Origin of the sequence: Pseudomonas fluorescens (assembly GCF_000968015.1) — a bacterium.
In the GTDB taxonomy this organism is placed as follows: domain Bacteria; phylum Pseudomonadota; class Gammaproteobacteria; order Pseudomonadales; family Pseudomonadaceae; genus Aquipseudomonas; species Aquipseudomonas fluorescens_W.
The window spans coordinates 155,821-173,928 of the sequence record NZ_LACH01000002.1; the positions used below are offsets into that span (position 1 = coordinate 155,821).

13 protein-coding genes are annotated in these 18,108 nt (G+C 60.0%); 10 read left to right on the plus strand and 3 right to left on the minus strand.

Going from position 1 to position 18,108, the window contains the following annotated elements:
• The first annotated feature begins 6 nt into the window (after nt 1-6).
• On the plus strand, nt 7-1,170 hold the full coding sequence (locus VD17_RS01920; protein ID WP_046052441.1) for a gamma-butyrobetaine dioxygenase: 1,164 nt from the start codon (nt 7-9) through the stop codon (nt 1,168-1,170).
• A gap of 369 nt (nt 1,171-1,539) precedes the next feature.
• On the plus strand, nt 1,540-1,803 hold the full coding sequence (locus VD17_RS01925; protein WP_033060352.1) for a hypothetical protein: 264 nt from the start codon (nt 1,540-1,542) through the stop codon (nt 1,801-1,803).
• Between the two features lie 102 nt (nt 1,804-1,905).
• Here the strand turns inward: VD17_RS01925 and VD17_RS01930 are convergent, their stop codons facing one another.
• Both VD17_RS01930 and VD17_RS01935 read right to left on the minus strand, forming a co-directional pair.
• The gene (locus tag VD17_RS01930; RefSeq protein WP_033060353.1) at nt 1,906-3,009 is read right to left on the minus strand and encodes a GlxA family transcriptional regulator; all 1,104 of its coding nucleotides are present in this window, start codon (nt 3,007-3,009) and stop codon (nt 1,906-1,908) included.
• Between the two features lie 524 nt (nt 3,010-3,533).
• Nucleotides 3,534-4,910 carry an L-serine ammonia-lyase gene (locus VD17_RS01935; protein ID WP_046052442.1) on the minus strand — a complete coding sequence of 459 codons (1,377 nt, stop codon included), beginning with the start codon at nt 4,908-4,910 and terminating at the stop codon, nt 3,534-3,536.
• Between the two features lie 435 nt (nt 4,911-5,345).
• On the opposite strand from VD17_RS01935, the gene VD17_RS01940 reads away from it, so the two are divergent.
• From VD17_RS01940 to choV, 3 genes are all read left to right on the plus strand, one after another.
• Entirely contained in the window at nt 5,346-6,293 is a 948-nt protein-coding gene (locus VD17_RS01940) for a choline ABC transporter substrate-binding protein (protein WP_046045294.1), read from the plus strand.
• 66 nt (nt 6,294-6,359) lie between these two features.
• The gene (gene choW / locus VD17_RS01945) at nt 6,360-7,205 is read left to right on the plus strand and encodes a choline ABC transporter permease subunit (RefSeq protein ID WP_033060358.1); all 846 of its coding nucleotides are present in this window, start codon (nt 6,360-6,362) and stop codon (nt 7,203-7,205) included.
• Nucleotides 7,202-8,380 carry a choline ABC transporter ATP-binding protein gene (choV, locus tag VD17_RS01950; RefSeq protein WP_046052443.1) on the plus strand — a complete coding sequence of 393 codons (1,179 nt, stop codon included), beginning with the start codon at nt 7,202-7,204 and terminating at the stop codon, nt 8,378-8,380. Before choW ends, choV begins: the two co-directional genes overlap by 4 nt.
• A 299-nt stretch (nt 8,381-8,679) precedes the next feature.
• Here choV and VD17_RS01955 read toward each other — a convergent pair whose 3' ends face one another.
• On the minus strand, nt 8,680-10,629 hold the full coding sequence (locus VD17_RS01955; protein ID WP_259674532.1) for a BCCT family transporter: 1,950 nt from the start codon (nt 10,627-10,629) through the stop codon (nt 8,680-8,682).
• Between the two features lie 379 nt (nt 10,630-11,008).
• Here VD17_RS01955 and betI point away from each other — a divergent pair, with 379 nt between their 5' ends.
• The 5 genes from betI to VD17_RS01980 all read left to right on the plus strand — a co-directional run bounded on the left by betI (nt 11,009) and on the right by VD17_RS01980 (nt 18,106).
• Nucleotides 11,009-11,602 (plus strand): transcriptional regulator BetI, encoded by a 594-nt coding sequence (gene betI / locus VD17_RS01960; protein ID WP_046052445.1) that lies wholly within the window; start codon nt 11,009-11,011, stop codon nt 11,600-11,602.
• Between the two features lie 108 nt (nt 11,603-11,710).
• Nucleotides 11,711-13,183, plus strand: a complete 1,473-nt coding sequence (betB, locus tag VD17_RS01965; RefSeq protein WP_046052446.1) for a betaine-aldehyde dehydrogenase — start codon at nt 11,711-11,713, stop codon at nt 13,181-13,183.
• A 156-nt stretch (nt 13,184-13,339) separates the two neighbouring features.
• Nucleotides 13,340-15,043 (plus strand): choline dehydrogenase, encoded by a 1,704-nt coding sequence (gene betA / locus VD17_RS01970; protein WP_046052447.1) that lies wholly within the window; start codon nt 13,340-13,342, stop codon nt 15,041-15,043.
• A 283-nt stretch (nt 15,044-15,326) separates the two neighbouring features.
• The gene (locus VD17_RS01975; RefSeq protein ID WP_046052448.1) at nt 15,327-16,769 is read left to right on the plus strand and encodes a TldD/PmbA family protein; all 1,443 of its coding nucleotides are present in this window, start codon (nt 15,327-15,329) and stop codon (nt 16,767-16,769) included.
• A complete protein-coding gene (locus tag VD17_RS01980) occupies nt 16,769-18,106 on the plus strand; it encodes a TldD/PmbA family protein (RefSeq protein WP_046052449.1) in 1,338 nt (445 codons plus the stop codon). The genes VD17_RS01975 and VD17_RS01980 overlap by 1 nt, the downstream gene beginning before the upstream one ends.
• Nucleotides 18,107-18,108 lie beyond the last annotated feature (2 nt).

Genomic DNA, 18,108 nt, shown 5'->3' on the forward strand with positions numbered 1-18,108 from the left:
TCGCCATTGAACACCGCCGCCGCTTTTGCCGACTTCCGTACCTACCCGTTGATCAGCGCGTTGACCGCCGTGCAAACCCTGGCGGACCGAATTCAAGTGACATGGGCCGACAACAGGGTCAGCCCTTTTCATCATCAGTGGTTGCGCGACAACTGTCCGTGCCCGCTGTGCGTCTACACCGTGACCCGCGAGCAAGTGCTGGAAATCGTCGACGTCGCCGAAAACCTGAAGCCCTCGGACGTCAGCATTGATGCCGAAGGCTGCCTGCGTGTCGACTGGCAGGACGGCCATCTCAGCCGCTTCGATCCCGGCTGGTTACGGGCCCACGCCTATGATGACGAGTCCCGCGCCGAACGCCGGGCTGCCAAGCCAAAAAGCCAGCTCTGGAACAGCGACCTGAAGCTGCCGGTATTCGAATACCAGGCTTTGATGAACGACAACCATGCCCTGCTGCAATGGCTGCTGGCCGTACGCGATACCGGCCTGACTCAGGTCCGCGGTGTGCCCACCGAGCCGGGTTCGCTGAAACTGATCGCCCAGCGGGTTTCCTTCATCCGCGAGAGCAACTTTGGCGTGCTGTTCAACGTGCAATCCAAGGCCGATGCCGACAGCAATGCCTACACCGCTTTCAACCTGCCGCTGCACAGCGATTTGCCGACTCGGGAGTTGCAACCGGGGCTGCAATTCCTGCATTGCCTGGTGAATGACGCCGAGGGTGGCGAGAGTATTTTCGTCGACGGTTTTGCCATTGCCGACGCCTTGCGCCATGAAGATCCCGAGGCGTTTAAAAGCCTCTGTGAAATCCCTGTGGAGTTCCGCAACAAAGACCGCCACAGCGACTACCGTCGTCTCGCGCCGATTATCGCGCTGGATGCCTTTGGGCAGGTTTCGGAAATCCGCATGGCGAATTTTCTGCGTGGGCCGTTCGATGCGTCGGTCGAGCAGATGCCCGCGCTCTATCACGCCTACCGCCGCTTTATTGCAATGACCAGGGAAACGCGATTTCGGGTGATGACGCGGTTAAACCCCGGCGAAATGTGGTGTTTCGACAACCGCCGCACCCTCCACGCCCGCAACGCCTTCGACCCCGCCACCGGCGCCCGGCATTTTCAGGGTTGCTATGTCGACCGTGATGAACTGTTGTCGCGGATCCTGGTATTGCAACGCTAGACCGCGTCATCGTTCATCGCGAGCAGGCTCACTCCTACAGAGGTATGCGATCACTGTGGGAGCGAGCTTGCTCGCGATGGCGTCAGTCCAGTCACCATCTCCCTTCCTGTTTCACAGGCAAAAAAAACCCCGATCAAGCCGTGACAGGATCGGGGCAGAGGTGGGTACTGTTGAGGAGCCGTTGCGCGAGGGTGACCAAACCTTCGTGAAGCCAGCTGACCCCAGTGTGCCCACTCTCATACGTAGCAAGTTAGTCGAAAACGACCTGTTCATAGGTATTGCGGCCATTGCGACAAATCGTCCTTGCCGCCACCCCGCACCCCTACGAGAATCGAGCCACGACACCGTTCCCTGAAGAAGGATTGCGTCATGATGTACGCCGATTTGATAGACCAGGAAGACCTGTTGAGCCAGCTGAAGGCGTTGGGATTTTCAGTGCCCCCTGGCGCAACCGCCGAGCAGGCCTGCGAATGCGCAGTACGGGGCTTGAACAACGACCGGGCAATGGAACTGCGCACCATGGTCAAGCAGATGTACACCAGCAGCGCGTCCATCCAGCCGGCCGTGCGTCAGGCCATCGACAAGCAACTGCTGCCAGCGTTGGCGGAGTATCAACAAAGCCGTAGCGCCTGACCTGTGGCGAGGGGGCTTGCCCCCGTTGGGTCGCGAAGCGGCCCTAAAAGCTTTACGACTGCTGCGCAGTCGAACGGGGGCAAGCCCCCTCGCCACAACGGTTTAAAGCCTTACGCTGGCGAAAGTCGACTCATTGCGCGCCTGACTCAACGCCGACAACGGCCCGGACAACGGCGACAGCACCAGTGCTTGCGGCAGCGGCATCATCGCCACTTGTTGCGTGGTGTTGGAACCTACGCGCTCGTCACGCGGCGGAATGCCGAAGTATTCGCGGTAGCACTTGGAGAAGTGCGGCGTGGACACGAAACCACACACCGACGCCACTTCGATAATCGACATCGGCGTTTGCTTGAGCAACTGCCGGGCGCGGATCAAGCGCAGTTTCAGGTAGTAACGCGACGGCGAGCAGTGCAGGTATTTCTGGAACAGCCGCTCCAGCTGACGACGCGACACGGCGACGTACACCGCCAGCTCGTCGAGGTCGATCGGCTCTTCGAGGTTGGCCTCCATCAGCGCGACGATTTCCTGCAACTTCGGCTGGTTGGTGCCAAGCATGTGCTTGAGCGGCACACGCTGGTGATCCTGCTCGTTGCGGATGCGCTCGTAGACAAACATCTCCGAAATCGCGGCCGACAGTTCACGGCCGTGATCGCGGCTGATCAGGTGCAGCATCATGTCCAGCGGCGCGGTGCCACCGGAGCTGGTGAAACGGTTACGGTCGAGGGTGAACAGACGGGTACTCATGGCCACACGCGGGAAAGCTTCCTGCATCGAGGCCAGACATTCCCAGTGCACGCTGCAATCGAAACCATCCAGCAGGCCGGCGCACGCCAGGGCCCAGCTGCCGGTGCAGACCGCACCGAGACGGCGGGACTGACGCGCCTGGCTTTGCAGCCACGAAACGTGTTCCCGGGTAACAGTGCGCTGGATGCCGATACCGCCACAGACAATCACGGTGTCCAGGGGTGGCGCTTTGTGCATGGAGCAATCGGGGGTGATCTGCAGACCGTCACTGGCCCAGACCTGACCGCCGTCGACGGTAAGCGTGCTCCAGCGATACAGCTCGCGACCGGACAACTGGTTGGCCATACGCAGGGGTTCTACTGCGGAGGCCAAAGAAATAAGCGTGAAATTGTCCAGCAGCAGAAAGCCGATGGATTGAGGCGCACGGTTCTGGGGTTGGGCCCCGGAGTTGAACGTCGTCATCGCGGTATCTCCTCACACAAAGCGGGTGATGGCCTCAGGCGGAGGCTCTTGTTATTGCCATCGTTCTCGCGCGGGAGACGGGCTTTGTAATGACAGAGCAAATGCCATGCCTAAAATTGAATGGCCGTTCAATAACTCCTGAAAACGACGTCGCGCCGCGTCTATATAAGCCGCGCCGCGAGTGGGGGTTATAAGTGCCATTATCGGCGGGAGGCGCTCAGCCCCGTTGGGCGTGAGCAAATCGGTAGCACTTGTGGGAACAGGGCTACAGCGACCTGAGGGAGAGTGTCACCGCAGGCACAGGTGACAGGCGGTAATGGCCAAACTGGATCCCGGATCTCGAGCAAGTCGCTTATCTGTAAGCGACGCTCCAAAACGTGGCGCGTTCTGAATCGGGTGTTCACTTTGCGCGCAGTTTTGACTGGTCTGGCGCTATCGCGAGCAAGCTCGCTCCCACATTTGATCTGCGTCGTTCACAAATCCAGTGTGGGAGCGAGCTTGCTCGCGATGGGACCAACTCGGTCTCAGCACTCCACCGCGCTAACCGCCAACCCACCCCGCGATGTCTCTTTATATTTGTCATGCATATCGGCACCGGTATCACGCATCGTGCGGATCACCCGATCCAGCGAGATAAAGTGCTGACCGTCGCCACGCAGCGCCATCTGCGCTGCGTTGATGGCTTTCACCGCGGCAATCGCATTGCGCTCGATACACGGCACTTGCACCAACCCGCCCACCGGGTCGCAGGTCAGGCCGAGGTTGTGTTCCAGACCGATTTCCGCCGCGTTACACAGCTGCTCCGGCGTCGCCCCCAGAATCTCCGCCAGCCCGGCCGCCGCCATGGCGCAGGCCGAACCGACTTCGCCCTGGCAACCGACTTCGGCACCGGAAATCGAAGCGTTCTTCTTGCACAGAATCCCTACCGCCGCCGCACTGAGGAAATAGTCGACCACGTTGGCGTCGGTCACCACCTCACTGAACTTCATAAAGTAGTGCAACACCGCCGGAATGATCCCCGCCGCGCCATTGGTCGGCGCCGTCACCATGCGCCCGCCAGCGGCGTTTTCTTCGTTGACCGCCAGGGCGAACAGGTTGACCCACTCCATGGCGCTCAAGGTCGAGCCGATCACGTTGGGCTTGTTCAGTTCTTGCAGGCTGCGGTGCAACTTGGCCGCGCGACGGCGCACATTCAGGCCGCCGGGCAAGATGCCTTCGTGCTTGAGGCCTTGTTCGACGCAATCCTGCATGGCGCGCCAGAGTGTCATCAGGCCAGCGCGGATTTCCTCTTCGCTGCGCCAGACTTTCTCGTTGGCCATCATCAACTCTGCAACGCGCAAGTTGTGCTGCTTGCAGAGGCTGAGCAGCTCGGCAGCGCTAGAGAAATCGTACGGCAGCACGGTGCGGTCCAGATCGACCACGCCGCTTGAAGCCTGTGCTTCATCAACGACAAAACCGCCGCCGATGGAATAGTAGGTGTCGCGATGCAGCTCACCGTCATCGCCTTCGACGATCAGCGTCATGGCGTTGGGGTGGAATGGCAGGTTCTCGTCGATCAGGCGCATGTCCCGGGCCCAGATGAACGGGACCGACAAACGACCGTCGAGCAGCAACGTGTGGGTCTCGCGCAGGGTTTCGATGCGGATGCCGATTTGCGACGGATCGATCGCGTCCGGCCATTCGCCCATCAGGCCCATGATCACCGCGTTGTCGCTGCCGTGACCGATGCCGGTGGCCGACAACGACCCATAAAGCTGAACTTCGACGCGACGTACTTGTTCCAAAAGACCCCGCTCACGCAAACCTTGCACGAACAACGCCGCGGCGCGCATAGGCCCCACAGTGTGCGAACTGGAGGGGCCGATGCCGATTTTGAACAGGTCGAAAACACTGATAGCCATTACTGCCGAACTCCTGGATGTGCCAACTCCAGACGCAAAAGCGCCCAGTGACGGAGCTGCTACGCTCAAGCTGCAATCCGCCGAGATGGCCGCATCATCAGGCTTTTGTCATGTCGTTCGACGTCTCACACCGACGCACTCATGCCCACCAACGCCGCGAGGCTTTGACGCTACGTTTTCGCCGTTTTTTTGCGGATCAGAGGGGCAAAGGGGGCTGAAAAAAGCTGTAAACGACGTCACCGACACTGGATGCGACCATCCCTGTACTGGTTACGACGCACCCTGTAGGCGTCAGATTTTCACTGGTACATGATCGTATCGACTCGATTGCAAGGCGCCGTGGTAGAGATGTCTCCAAAACGCCATCCAACCGCAACCTATAAGTGCGGTGGTCCAGTCGGAACACTGCCAAAAAAAACACCAAGGAGTCCATCCATGAAAGGTTCCCCGTCGTTGTTGTTGGCCGCCATGCTGAGTCTGCCGTTACTGGCTCAAGCCGCCGAACCGGCTCAATGCAGCACCGTAAACTTCTCCGATGTCGGCTGGACTGACATTACTGTCACCACCGCCACCACCAGCGTCGTCCTCGATGCCCTCGGCTACAAGACCAAAACCACGATGATTTCCGTACCGGTGACCTACAAGTCCCTGGCCGACGGCAAGAACATGGACGTATTCCTGGGTAACTGGATGCCGACCATGGAAAACGACATCAAGGCCTACCGCGATGCCGGCACCGTGGACACCCTGCGCGCCAACCTGGAAAACGCAAAATACACACTCGCCGTCCCCGAAGAGTTGTATAACAAAGGTCTGAAAGATTTCGCCGACATCGCCAAGTTCAAGAAAGAACTCGACGGCAAGATCTACGGTATTGAACCAGGCAACGACGGCAACCGCCTGATCCAGAGCATGATCGACAAGAACGCCTTCGGCTTGAAAGACGCCGGCTTCAAGGTGGTCGAGTCCAGCGAGGCAGGCATGCTCTCGCAAGTCGATCGCGCCCAGCGCCGCAACACCGCCGTGGTGTTCCTGGGCTGGGAACCACACCCGATGAACACGCGTTTCAAGATGAAGTACCTGACCGGCGGCGACGACTATTTCGGTCCGAACTTCGGCCAGGCAACCATCTACACCAACACCCGCAAGGGCTATGCGCAGGAATGCAGCAACGTCGGTCAGTTGCTGAAAAACCTGCAGTTCACGCTGAACATGGAAAGCACCCTGATGGGCAACGTCCTGGACGACAAAATGAAGCCTGACGCGGCCGCCAAGGCCTGGCTGAAAAAGAATCCACAGGTCCTCGATACCTGGCTCGCTGGCGTGACCACCATTGACGGTAAACCAGGCCTGGAGGCCGTGAAAGCCAAGCTCGCGCAGTAATCGCTTACGCCGGGCGAGTTCGCTCGCCCGGGCTGTTTATTTCCTTGCATGCGGACGTTCACTACCATGCTGATTGATCAGAAAATACCTCTAGGCCAGTACATCGCGGGCTTCGTTGAATGGTTGACGCAACACGGCGCCAGCACCTTCGACGCAATCGCCGTGTCACTGGAAACGATGATCCACGGCGTGACTTTTGCGCTGACCTGGTTCAACCCGCTGGCATTGATCGGCCTCATCGCGCTACTGGCTCACTTCATTCAACGAAAGTGGGGGCTGACCGTTTTCGTCATCGCCTCCTTCTTGCTGATCCTCAACCTGGGGTACTGGCAGGAAACCATGGAAACCCTTGCCCAGGTGTTGTTCGCCACCCTGGTCTGCGTGGTCATCGGCGTGCCGTTGGGTATCGTCGCCGCGCATAAACCGATGTTCTACACACTGATGCGTCCGGTGCTCGATCTGATGCAGACCGTACCGACCTTCGTGTACCTCATTCCTACCCTGACCCTCTTCGGTCTGGGTGTGGTCCCGGGCCTGATCTCGACGGTGGTGTTCGCGATTGCCGCGCCTATCCGCCTGACCTACCTGGGTATTCGCGATGTCCCGGAAGAGTTGATGGACGCAGGCAAGGCCTTTGGCTGCTCGCGACGTCAGCTGCTCTCGCGAATCGAACTGCCCCACGCCATGCCAAGCATCGCGGCCGGTATCACCCAGTGCATCATGCTGTCGTTGTCGATGGTGGTGATCGCGGCACTGGTGGGCGCCGATGGCCTGGGCAAACCCGTGGTCAACGCACTGAACACTGCTGATATCGCCCTGGGCTTCGAAGCAGGCCTGGCGATCGTACTGCTGGCGATCATGCTCGACCGTATCTGCAAACAACCCGAAGCTAAAGTAGGGGGTGACGCATGAGCATTATTCGCTTCGATAACGTCGACGTAATCTTCTCCAAGGATCCACGCGAGGCACTCAAGCTGCTGGATCAAGGCATGACCCGTAACGAGATCCTGAAAAAGACCGGGCAGATTGTTGGCGTTGAAAAGGCCAGCCTGGACGTCGAAAAAGGTGAAATCTGTGTACTGATGGGCCTGTCCGGCTCCGGCAAGTCCAGCTTGCTGCGCTGCATCAACGGCCTCAACACCGTCAGCCGCGGCAAGCTGTTCGTCGAGCACGAAGGCAAGCAGATCGACATTGCTTCCTGCACCCCTGCGGAACTGAAAATGATGCGCACCAAGCGCATTGCGATGGTGTTCCAGAAGTTCGCCCTGATGCCTTGGTTGACGGTGCGCGAAAACATCAGTTTCGGCCTGGAAATGCAGGGTCGCCCTGAGAAAGAACGCCGCAAACTGGTGGATGAAAAGCTTGAGCTGGTGGGCCTGACCCAATGGCGCAACAAGAAACCCAACGAGCTGTCCGGTGGTATGCAACAACGCGTGGGCCTGGCCCGTGCCCTGGCGATGGACGCCGACATCCTGCTGATGGACGAACCGTTCTCGGCACTCGACCCGCTGATCCGCCAAGGCCTGCAAGACGAACTGCTGGAACTGCAACGCAAGCTGAGCAAGACCATCGTTTTCGTGAGCCACGACCTCGATGAAGCCCTGAAGCTCGGCAGCCGTATTGCGATCATGAAAGACGGTCGGATCATTCAGTACAGCAAACCTGAAGAGATCGTGTTGAACCCGGCGGACGACTATGTACGGACCTTCGTGGCCCACACCAACCCGCTGAACGTTCTCTGCGGTCGCAGCCTGATGCGCACCCTGGACAACTGCAAACGCATCAATGGCTCTGTCTGCCTCGATCCGGGCGGCGATTCGTGGCTGGACCTGGCCGAAGGCAACACCATCAAAGGCGCCCGCCAGAACGGCGCGATCCTGGACCTGCAGAACTGGATTCCAGGGCAAGCGGTTGAAGGGCTGGGTCGTCGTCCAACGCTGGTGGATTCGAACATCGGCATGCGCGACGCGCTGCAGATTCGCTATCAGACGGGTAATAAGCTGGTGCTGCACGACAACAACAAAGTGGTCGGGATCCTCGGTGACAGCGAGCTGTATCACGCACTGCTCGGCAAGAACCTGGGGTAAGGCAACACACACAAAAACGCCGCGAGAGGATCGCGGCGTTTTTGTTTGTGCAGATATTCGGCTTGGAATGCTGACAACTGTGGTGAGGGGATTTTTGTGGTGAGGGGATTTAGCGAAACGTCGCACCGCCCCGTTCGGCTGCGCAGCAGTCGTAAAACCGGCCAGCGCGATTTATCTGATGTACCGCGGTGTCTGGTTTGGGGCCGCTTCGCTGCCCAACGGGGATAAATCCCCTCGCCACAGAAATCCCTCTCCACAAAAGAGCTGCGGTGCATTCACTGCACCGCAGACCTCAAGTTTTAGCTATAGACCCGGCCAAGGAGCTGCCGATGGCTTTCAAACTGATCGAGCACATCACGGGTGATCTGATCCTGGGTGAAGCCCATCAAGTCGTAGTCCTGGCTGCCGTTGTGCAGGTACACCTCGGCGCGGTAGTAACGTGCACGCGGTTCATCAGCACTTTCAGCCGAAACCATGTCGCTCGCCGCTGCCAGATAGCCGTCCAGGCTCACTTCGTAGACAAAAGGATTGCCCTCTTCCATCTCGATCCGCAGGCCCATGCAGCGTTTCGACTTGCCCAGCAACGTCTGTACATCCAGACCCTGACCACGCAATTGCACCGCCGCATCTTCCAGCGCCGGGCTGACTTGCTTGTCCATGAAACGCTGAACAATCGACTGATTCGGCTGCAAGTCCAGCTGCGTCAAACGCTCGCTGAAACCACGACGACCACGCGCTGCGAGTTCCGCTTGTTCCTGTTCGATCTGCACGTCCTGGCGCATCGCCTTGTGCAGGCCAAACATGAAGAACACCAGCACCACCGAGAACGGCAGACCGGCCAGCACCACCATGGTTTGCATGGCTTCGAAGTTACCGGCGAACAGCAGGCCGATGGTCACCAGCGTGATCACCGCCGACCAGAAGATCCGCAGCCAATGCGGGGCGTCTTCGTCGACGTTGCCGCCCTTGCACGAAAGGTTCGCCATCATCACCGCGCCGGAATCCGCCGGGGTCAGGAACAGCACGAAACCGACAAAGATCGACACGCCGATCACGATTTTCGACGCCGGGTAGTGCTCAAGCAGTTGGTAGATTGCCATCGACGGCTGTTCCAGCGCCGTCTTCCCGAGCTCCACCGCCCCATGGTTCATCACCAGGTCCAGGGCCGAGTTACCGAAGATCGACAGCCACGCCAGGGTGAAACCCAGTGGAATCAGCAGCACGCCGGCCACCAGTTCACGCACCGTGCGACCACGGGAAATACGCGCGATGAACATACCCACGAATGGGGCCCAGGAAATCCACCAGGCCCAATAGAACAGGGTCCACAGGCCCAACCAGCGGTCGGACTTCTCAGTGTCGCCTTCGTACACATAGAGGTCGAAGGTCTTCAGCACCACGCCGTTCAGGTAGTCGCCGATGTTCTGCACAAAGCCGTTGAGCAGGTGCAGGGTCGGGCCGAACAACAGCACGAAAATCAGCAGGCCGCTGAACAGCACGATGTTCAGGTTGGACAGACGGCGAATGCCGTTTTCCACGCCGGACACGGCAGCGATGGTCGCCACGGTGCTCATCACGATGATCACGATCAGCAGGTTGGTGTTGCTGTGTTCCATGCCGAACAGGTTTTCAAGGCCCGACGACACTTGCAGCGAACCAATCCCCAGGTTCGTCACCAGACCCAGCAGGGTCACGAACATGCCGAAGCCGTCCACCGCATGACCGGCCGCGCCTTTGACCCAACGTTCGCCGACCAGCGGATACAGCGCCGAACGCAACGCCAGCGGCTGGTTATGACGGTAAGCAAAATATGCAACGGCCAGGCCGACCAATGCGTAGATCGCCCAGCCATGCAGGCCCCAATGCAGGAATGTCAGCTGAACCGCCTGACGTGCCGCCATGTTGCTGGCAGCAACGCCTTCCGGCGGATTGAAGTAGTGGTCCAGCGGCTCGGATGCACCGAAGTACAGCAGCGAGATGCCGATACCCGACGAGAACAGCATCCCTGCCCAGGCGCCGTAGCTGAAGTCCGGGGTGTCGTCCTTGCTGCCCAGCTTGAGCTTGCCGTAGGACGAAAACGCCAGACCGACCACGAAGACCAGGTAAGCGGCGATCACCACCATGTAGTACCAGCCGAAGCTGCGGGACAACCAGGCCTGGGCAATACCGAGCAATCTGCCGGCCTCTTGCGGGGCGATGATCAGAATGGCGGTCAACAACAGGATCAACGCGGTAGAGGTGTAGAACACCCAACCGTTGACCGTCACCTTCTCGGGTGGGGTCTTTATAAGAGAGGCAGAACTCATGGCACAGATGCTCCAGGCAGTGCGAGAGAAAAACACAAGGCAACGCGTTACCCGACCAATCGCTTAGTTGGCAGCCGACCAGCGGGTGATATAAAGACACCCCGAAAAAAGCCCGAAACCCGGGAGCGCCAGTGCGCGTGGGTTTCGAGCGTTTTGGGATGTCGTTTTTCCGCCAACTACATGTAGGAAAAACCTGTAGGCAGCGACGAATTGTCGCAGATCTTATTCTTTGTTGATTGAACGTTCAATCAAAACAAAATAGACTGGCCTTCAATCCGATAGACGTTTCACGTCCACCGGTAGGCCTAAGGAGATGTGCAAGATGCCCAAGGTCGGTATGCAACCCATCCGCCGCCAGCAATTGATCGAAGCCACGCTACTGGCCGTCGATCAGGTCGGCATGGGGGACGCCAGCATTGCGCTGATCGCCCGTTTGGCCGGTGTCTCGAATGGCATCATCAGTCACTATTTTCAGGACAAGAACGGCCTGATCGCGGCCACCGCGCAGTATCTGATGAGTGTCCTCAGCGAGAACGTCACCGCGCGCCGTCAGGCGCTGGAGGACAGCAGCCCGCGGGCGCACCTCCAGGTGATTATCGAAGGCAACTTCGACGCCAGCCAGGTCAATGGCCCGGCAATGAAAACCTGGCTGGCCTTCTGGGCCACCAGCATGCACCACCCGTCTTTGCACAGGTTGCAGCGGATCAACGATCACCGTCTGTATTCCAACCTGTGCTGCCAGTTCCGCCGTGTATTGCCGCTCGATGACGCGCGCAGTGCAGCCCGCGGCCTGGCAGCCCTCATTGACGGTTTGTGGTTGCGCGGCGCGCTGTCGGGAGATGCTTTCGACACCGGGCAAGCGCACCAGATCGCTTATGAATACATGGATTTCCAACTGGCCAAGCAGGTGAGTTAGAGCACACAGAACCGCTCAGCACCTGAACCGCCACTGACCAGCGTTGCCCAAGCTATACGGCACGCCCAGTGGTTACCGCCAACCCACTTATGCTCTTGCGAGGACTATATGGCCCGTTTCGAACTGCAAAAACTCTACATCGATGGCGGCTACTCCGACGCCAGCAGCGACGCCACCTTCGAAGCCATCAACCCGGCTAACGGTGAAGTCCTCGCAACCGTACAACGTGCGACCAAAGAAGACGTTGAGCGCGCTGTAGTCAGCGCCGAAAAGGGCCAGAAAATCTGGGCTGCAATGACCGCCATGGAGCGTTCGCGCATCCTGCGTCGTGCCGTCGACATCCTGCGCGAGCGCAACGATGAACTGGCTGCCCTGGAAACCCTGGACACCGGCAAGTCGTTCTCCGAAACCAAGTACGTCGACATCGTCACCGGCGCTGACGTGCTGGAGTACTACGCAGGTCTGGTTCCGGCCATCGAAGGCGAGCAGATCCCGCTGCGCACCACTTCGTTCGTCTACACCCGTCGCGAGCCGCTGGGCGTCGTGGCCGGTATCGGCGCGTGGAACTACCCGATCCAGATCGCCCTGTGGAAATCTGCACCTGCCCTGGCGGCCGGTAACGCGATGATCTTCAAGCCAAGCGAAGTCACTTCCCTGACCACGCTGAAACTGGCCGAGATCTACACCGAAGCAGGCCTGCCAGCAGGCGTGTTCAACGTGCTGACCGGCAGCGGCCGTGAAGTCGGCACCTGGCTGACCGAGCACCCACGCATCGAAAAAATCTCCTTCACCGGCGGCACCGACACCGGCAAGAAGGTCATGGCCAGCGCCTCTGCTTCGTCGCTGAAAGACGTGACCATGGAATTGGGCGGCAAATCCCCGCTGATCATTTTCGACGACGCCGACCTCGATCGCGCTGCCGACACCGCGATGATGGCCAACTTCTACAGCTCCGGCCAGGTCTGCACCAACGGCACTCGCGTGTTCGTGCCGAGCCACCTGAAAGCCGCTTTCGAAGCCAAGATCGTTGAGCGCGTTGCGCGCATACGTGTCGGCAACCCGGAAGACGAGAACACCAATTTCGGCCCTCTGGTCAGCTTCGCCCACATGGAAAGCGTGCTGGGTTACATCGCCAAAGGTAAGGAAGAAGGCGCTCGCGTTCTGTGCGGCGGCAGCCGTCTGACCGAAGGCGACTTCGCCAAAGGCGCGTTCGTGGCACCGACCGTGTTCACCGACTGCACCGACGAGATGACCATCGTTCGCGAAGAAATCTTCGGCCCGGTGATGAGCATCCTGACTTACGAAACCGAAGAAGAAGTGATCCGTCGCGCCAACGACACCGAGTTCGGCCTGGCCGCCGGTGTCGTCACCAAGGACCTGAACCGCGCCCACCGCGTGATTCACCAACTGGAAGCCGGTATCTGCTGGATCAACGCCTGGGGCGAATCCGACGCGAAGATGCCGGTCGGCGGCTACAAGCAGTCGGGCGTGGGCCGTGAAAACGGCATCAGCTCGCTGAACAACTTCACACGCATCAAATCGGTACAGGTCGAACTGGGCGATTACGCCTCGGTGTTCTAAGCCCCGGCTGAAAACCCTGTAGCAGCTGCCGAGGCACGAGGCTGCGTTGCGCGTCCGCAGGACCGCCCTCAGAGGGCCGCTGCGCGAGCCAACGCAGCCTCGTACCTCGGCAGCTGCTACAGGCGACCTGAACCAACTTCAAAGAGGGTGCATTCAATGTCCCAAGAATTCGATTACATCATCATCGGTGCCGGCTCTGCCGGTAACACCCTGGCGACCCGTCTGACTGAAGACGAAGGCGTCACCGTCCTGCTGCTCGAAGCAGGCGGCCCGGACTACCGGATGGATTTCCGCACGCAAATGCCGGCCGCCCTGGCGTTCCCACTGCAAGGTCGTCGCTACAACTGGGCCTACGAAACCGATCCAGAGCCACACATGGACGGTCGCCGGATGGAATGCGGTCGCGGCAAGGGCCTGGGTGGTTCTTCGCTGATCAACGGCATGTGCTACATCCGTGGCAACGCGATGGACTACGACAACTGGGCCAAACTGCCAGGTCTGGAAGACTGGGACTACCTGAACTGCCTGCCGTATTTCCGCAAGGCTGAAACCCGTGACATCGGCCCGAACGACTACCACGGTGGCGACGGTCCGGTCAGCGTGACCACGCCGAAAGCCGGTAATAACCCGCTGTTCAACGCGATGGTTGAAGCCGGCGTGCAAGCCGGTTACCCGCGTACCGAAGACCTGAACGGTTACCAGCAAGAAGGCTTCGGTCCGATGGACCGCACCGTGACGCCGAACGGCCGTCGCGCCAGCACCGCTCGCGGTTACCTGGACATCGCCAAGAAGCGCTCGACCCTGACCATCGTCACCCACGCCCTGACCGACAAGATCCTGTTCGAAGGCAAGCGTGCGGTCGGCGTGCGTTACCTGATCGGCGCCGCTGAAGAGCGCGTTGAAGTCCGCGCCCGCAAAGAAGTGCTGCTGTGCTCCGGCGCCATCGCTTCGCCGCAGATTCTGCAGCGCTCCGGCGTCGGCCCGGCCGAACTGCTGAAAAAACTCGACATCCCGGTGGTCCACGACCTGCCGGGCGTGGGTGAAAACCTGCAGGATCACCTTGAGTTGTACCTGCAATACGCGTGCACCCAACCGGTTTCGCTGTACCCATCGCTGCTCTGGTACAACCAGCCGGCCATCGGTGCCGAGTGGCTGTTCAACGGCACCGGTATCGGCGCCAGCAACCAGTTCGAAGCCGGCGGTTTCATCCGTACCCGTCCGGAATTCGATTGGCCGAACATCCAGTACCACTTCCTGCCGGTCGCGATTAACTACAACGGCAGCAACGGTGTGAAAGAGCACGGTTTCCAGGCGCACATGGGTTCCATGCGTTCGCCTAGCCGTGGTCGCGTCCAGGCCAAATCCAAGGATCCGCGCGAGTACCCGAGCATCCTGTTCAACTACATGGCCACCGAGCAGGACTGGCAGGAATTCCGTGACGGCATCCGCCTGACCCGTGAAATCATGCAACAGCCTGCACTGGACGCTTTCCGTGGCCGCGAAATCAGCCCGGGCATCGACGTGCAAACCGATGAACAGCTCGACAAGTTCATCCGTGAACACGCCGAAACCGCGTTCCACCCGTCCTGCTCGTGCAAGATGGGCACCGACGAAATGGCGGTGGTTGACGCTGAAGGCCGTGTGCACGGCATGCAGAGTCTGCGTGTGGTCGATGCCTCGATCATGCCGATCATCACCACCGGTAACCTGAACGCGCCAACGATCATGATCGCCGAGAAAATCGCCGACAAGATCCGTGGTCGCAAGCCATTGCCGCGTAGCAAGGCCGCCTACTTCGTGGCCGGCGATGCGCCGGTGCGTGGCAAACCGTTGCGGGAAGTGAGCCTGACTGCTCAATAAACCGCAATACCGCGTCACGGCCAATCGCGAGCAAGCTCGCTCCCACAGGTTTCGGGTTGGATTGCAGATTTGCGATCAACCCCGGCCCCCTGTGGGAGCGAGCTCGCTCGCGATGAGGCCCGACCAAACCACACATCTCCCCCTGACCCACCTCGGGTAAACTTTTCCTACACCGATCCAAGCTTGATCCTACCCCCCGCGCAGGCCTAATCTAGCGCCACGCAAACGTTTCACCCCCTCGCAACATCGATACACCGCCACTCCATACCAAGGAGGTTCCCGAATGTTCGATTTCCACCCCCAGCTCAAGCAGCGCTTCGCTGCCTTGCGCACGGGCGCTGAATTCTTTTCGCTGCGTTATGTGCGCGAATCCGGCCAGTACCTGTCGGTGCGCAAAAACGTCGCTGAACCTCCCAGCCTGAACCGTGACGAAGGCGCGATGCTGACCGTTCGGGTCAACGGCGTCGAAGCCTACGCCGCGACCAACGACCTGTCGCAATCCGGCCTGCAAGCCGCGCTGGAGCGAGCCGAGCAGCAAGCCCGCCGACTCAAGCCCCACGCCCTGCTCGACCTGCGCGAGCAAGCCGTCTCCAGCGACCGCGCCGACTACTTTTCGCCGAACCTGGACCAGCCCTTCCCGTCCCTGAGCGATTGCTACCAACTGCTCGGTGCCGAATCCGCGTCCGTGCCCAAGGACGAGCGACTGGTGAACTGGCAGGTGAGCATCGGCATCACTAACGTCGAGCAGATCTACCTCAACAGCGCCGGTGCCGAACTGCGCCAGGCCCAGCGTTTCGTCTACCCGAGCGTGGACGTCACCGCCTACGACGGCAATGACAGCCAGACCCGCACCCTGGGCCGCGAAAATTTCGGCCAACAAGGCGGCTTTGATGTAATCAGCCGCTGCGGCCTGGTCGGTGCCGGCCCGAAAGTCGCCGATCAGGCGCTGCAATTGCTGCTGGCGCCGAACACCCCGCAAGGTCCGCGCGACCTGCTGTTGATGCCGGACCAAATGATGCTGCAGATCCACGAATCCATCGGTCACCCGTTGGAGCTGGATCGCATCCTCGGTGACGAGCGCAATTACGCCGGCACCAGTTTCGTCAAGGCAGAAGACTTCGGCAGCCTGCAATACGGCTCCAAACTGCTGAACGTGACCTTCGACCCGGACATTCCCGAACAACTCGCCAGCTACGGGCATGACGACGACGGCACCGCCGCGAGCAAACAGTTTCTGATCAAAGAAGGTTTGCTGCTGCGTCCACTGGGCGGCGCGCTGTCGCAATTCCGTGCCGGCATGGAAGGCGTCGCTAACAGCCGCGCCTGTGGCTGGAACCGTCCGCCTATCGATCGCATGGCCAACCTGAACATCGAGCCCGGCGATCAACCGCTGGAGCAACTGATTGGCAACATCGAACACGGCATCATGATGTCGACCAATCGCTCGTGGTCCATCGACGATGCGCGCAATAAATTCCAGTTCGGTTGCGAATGGGCTCAGTTGATCGAAAACGGCGAACTCAAAGGCGTGGTGAAGAACCCCAACTACCGGGCGATTTCCGCGCAGTTCTGGAAAAGCCTCAGCGCCGTCGGCGATGCCAGCACCGTCAAGGTCCTGGGCACGCCGAACTGCGGCAAGGGCGAACCGAACCAGGTGATCCGTGTCGGCCATGCCTCGCCGGCCTGCGTGTTCAGCAACGTTGATGTGTTTGGGGGGGATGCCTGATGAGTACTTCAAAAAGTCAGGTCGATGCGTTCAAGGCCTTGGTCAATTGGCTGCGCGACGCGATTCGAGAGCCGGAACAGTTCACCCTCAGTTACGCCGCGGAGTCGTCGGCCTTCGTGCGTTTCAACCACGCCAAGGTTCGTCAGGCCGGTCAGGTGCAGCAGGCGAGCGTCGGTTTCAAACTGATCAACGACGGCCGGCATGCCGACCTGAACATTACCCTTTCCGGTGATGCGGAAGTCGACGTTCAGCGTCTGGCCGAAGGTCTGCAACAGTTGCGCGAAACCTTGCCGCTGCTGCCGCAGGATCCATACCTGCTGCTCAACCACAACGGCTGGCAGAGCAAGAACGTTCAGGCGCATCCGCTACCGGACACCGAGCAGGTGGTCGCTGAAATCACCCTGGCGGCCGAAGGGCTGGATCTGGTCGGCTTCTACGCCGCCGGCCCGATCAGTCGAGGCTTCGCCAGTTCTTCGGGCGCGTTCGGCTGGCATCAGGCCAACAGCTTCAACTTCGATTTCAGCCTGTTCCATGACAACGGCCAGGCGGTGAAAGCCAGTTACGCCGGGCACGACTGGAACAGCGAAGGGTTTGCCAAGCGCTTTGCGCAGGCACGCGAGCAGTTGGCGTTTCTCGGCAGACCGCAACACACCCTCGCGCCGGGTCAGTACCGCGCCTATCTGGCGCCGGCAGCCCTGGGGGAAATCATGGACATGCTGGGCTGGGGCGGTTTCTCGGCGCAGTCGATTGCCAGCAAAAACAGTCCGCTGCAGAAGCTTTACGCGGGGGACAGTGCGTTCAGCCCGTTGGTGTCGGTCGATGAAAAGGTCAGCGGTTCGTTGAGCCCGGCATTCTCCGGCGAAGGTTATCCGCGCAGCGATCTTGGGTTGATCGTCGACGGTAAGGCCGGCGCTCAGATGGTCAGTTCGCGCAGTGCGGCCGAGTACGGCCTGACCGCCAACGGCGCCAGCGGCGGTGAAATGCCAAGCGCAGTGAACATGGCCGCCGGCACGTTGCCTGACGCAGAGATTCTCAAGCAACTGGGCACTGGCTTGTACATCAGCAACCTCTGGTACCTGAACTACTCGGATCAGCCGGCGGCACGCCTGACCGGCATGACGCGGTTTGCGACCTTCTGGGTCGAGAACGGCGAGATTCAGGCGCCGGTGAGCACCATGCGGTTTGATGACAGTGCCTACAGTTTGCTGGGATCGCAGCTGGAGGCGTTGACCGAGGAGCGCGAATTGTTGCTGTCAGCCAGCACCTACAGCCAACGGGCCACGGCGTCGGCGCTGTTGCCCGGGGCGCTCGTGAGCCGATTGACCCTGACCTTGTAAAC

Excerpts from the sequence above, each read along its gene's own strand:
- VD17_RS01975 (WP_046052448.1), top strand. The coding sequence starts at position 15,327 with ATGTTCGATTTCCACCCCCAGCTCAAGCAGCGCTTCGCTGCCTTGCGC.
- VD17_RS01925 (WP_033060352.1), top strand. The coding sequence starts at position 1,540 with ATGATGTACGCCGATTTGATAGACCAGGAAGACCTGTTGAGCCAGCTG.
- VD17_RS01935 (WP_046052442.1), bottom strand. The coding sequence starts at position 4,910 with ATGGCTATCAGTGTTTTCGACCTGTTCAAAATCGGCATCGGCCCCTCC.
- choV (WP_046052443.1), top strand. The coding sequence starts at position 7,202 with ATGAGCATTATTCGCTTCGATAACGTCGACGTAATCTTCTCCAAGGAT.
- VD17_RS01980 (WP_046052449.1), top strand. The coding sequence starts at position 16,769 with ATGAGTACTTCAAAAAGTCAGGTCGATGCGTTCAAGGCCTTGGTCAAT.
- betB (WP_046052446.1), top strand. The coding sequence starts at position 11,711 with ATGGCCCGTTTCGAACTGCAAAAACTCTACATCGATGGCGGCTACTCC.
- choW (WP_033060358.1), top strand. The coding sequence starts at position 6,360 with ATGCTGATTGATCAGAAAATACCTCTAGGCCAGTACATCGCGGGCTTC.
- betA (WP_046052447.1), top strand. The coding sequence starts at position 13,340 with ATGTCCCAAGAATTCGATTACATCATCATCGGTGCCGGCTCTGCCGGT.
- betI (WP_046052445.1), top strand. The coding sequence starts at position 11,009 with ATGCCCAAGGTCGGTATGCAACCCATCCGCCGCCAGCAATTGATCGAA.
- VD17_RS01940 (WP_046045294.1), top strand. The coding sequence starts at position 5,346 with ATGAAAGGTTCCCCGTCGTTGTTGTTGGCCGCCATGCTGAGTCTGCCG.
- VD17_RS01930 (WP_033060353.1), bottom strand. The coding sequence starts at position 3,009 with ATGACGACGTTCAACTCCGGGGCCCAACCCCAGAACCGTGCGCCTCAA.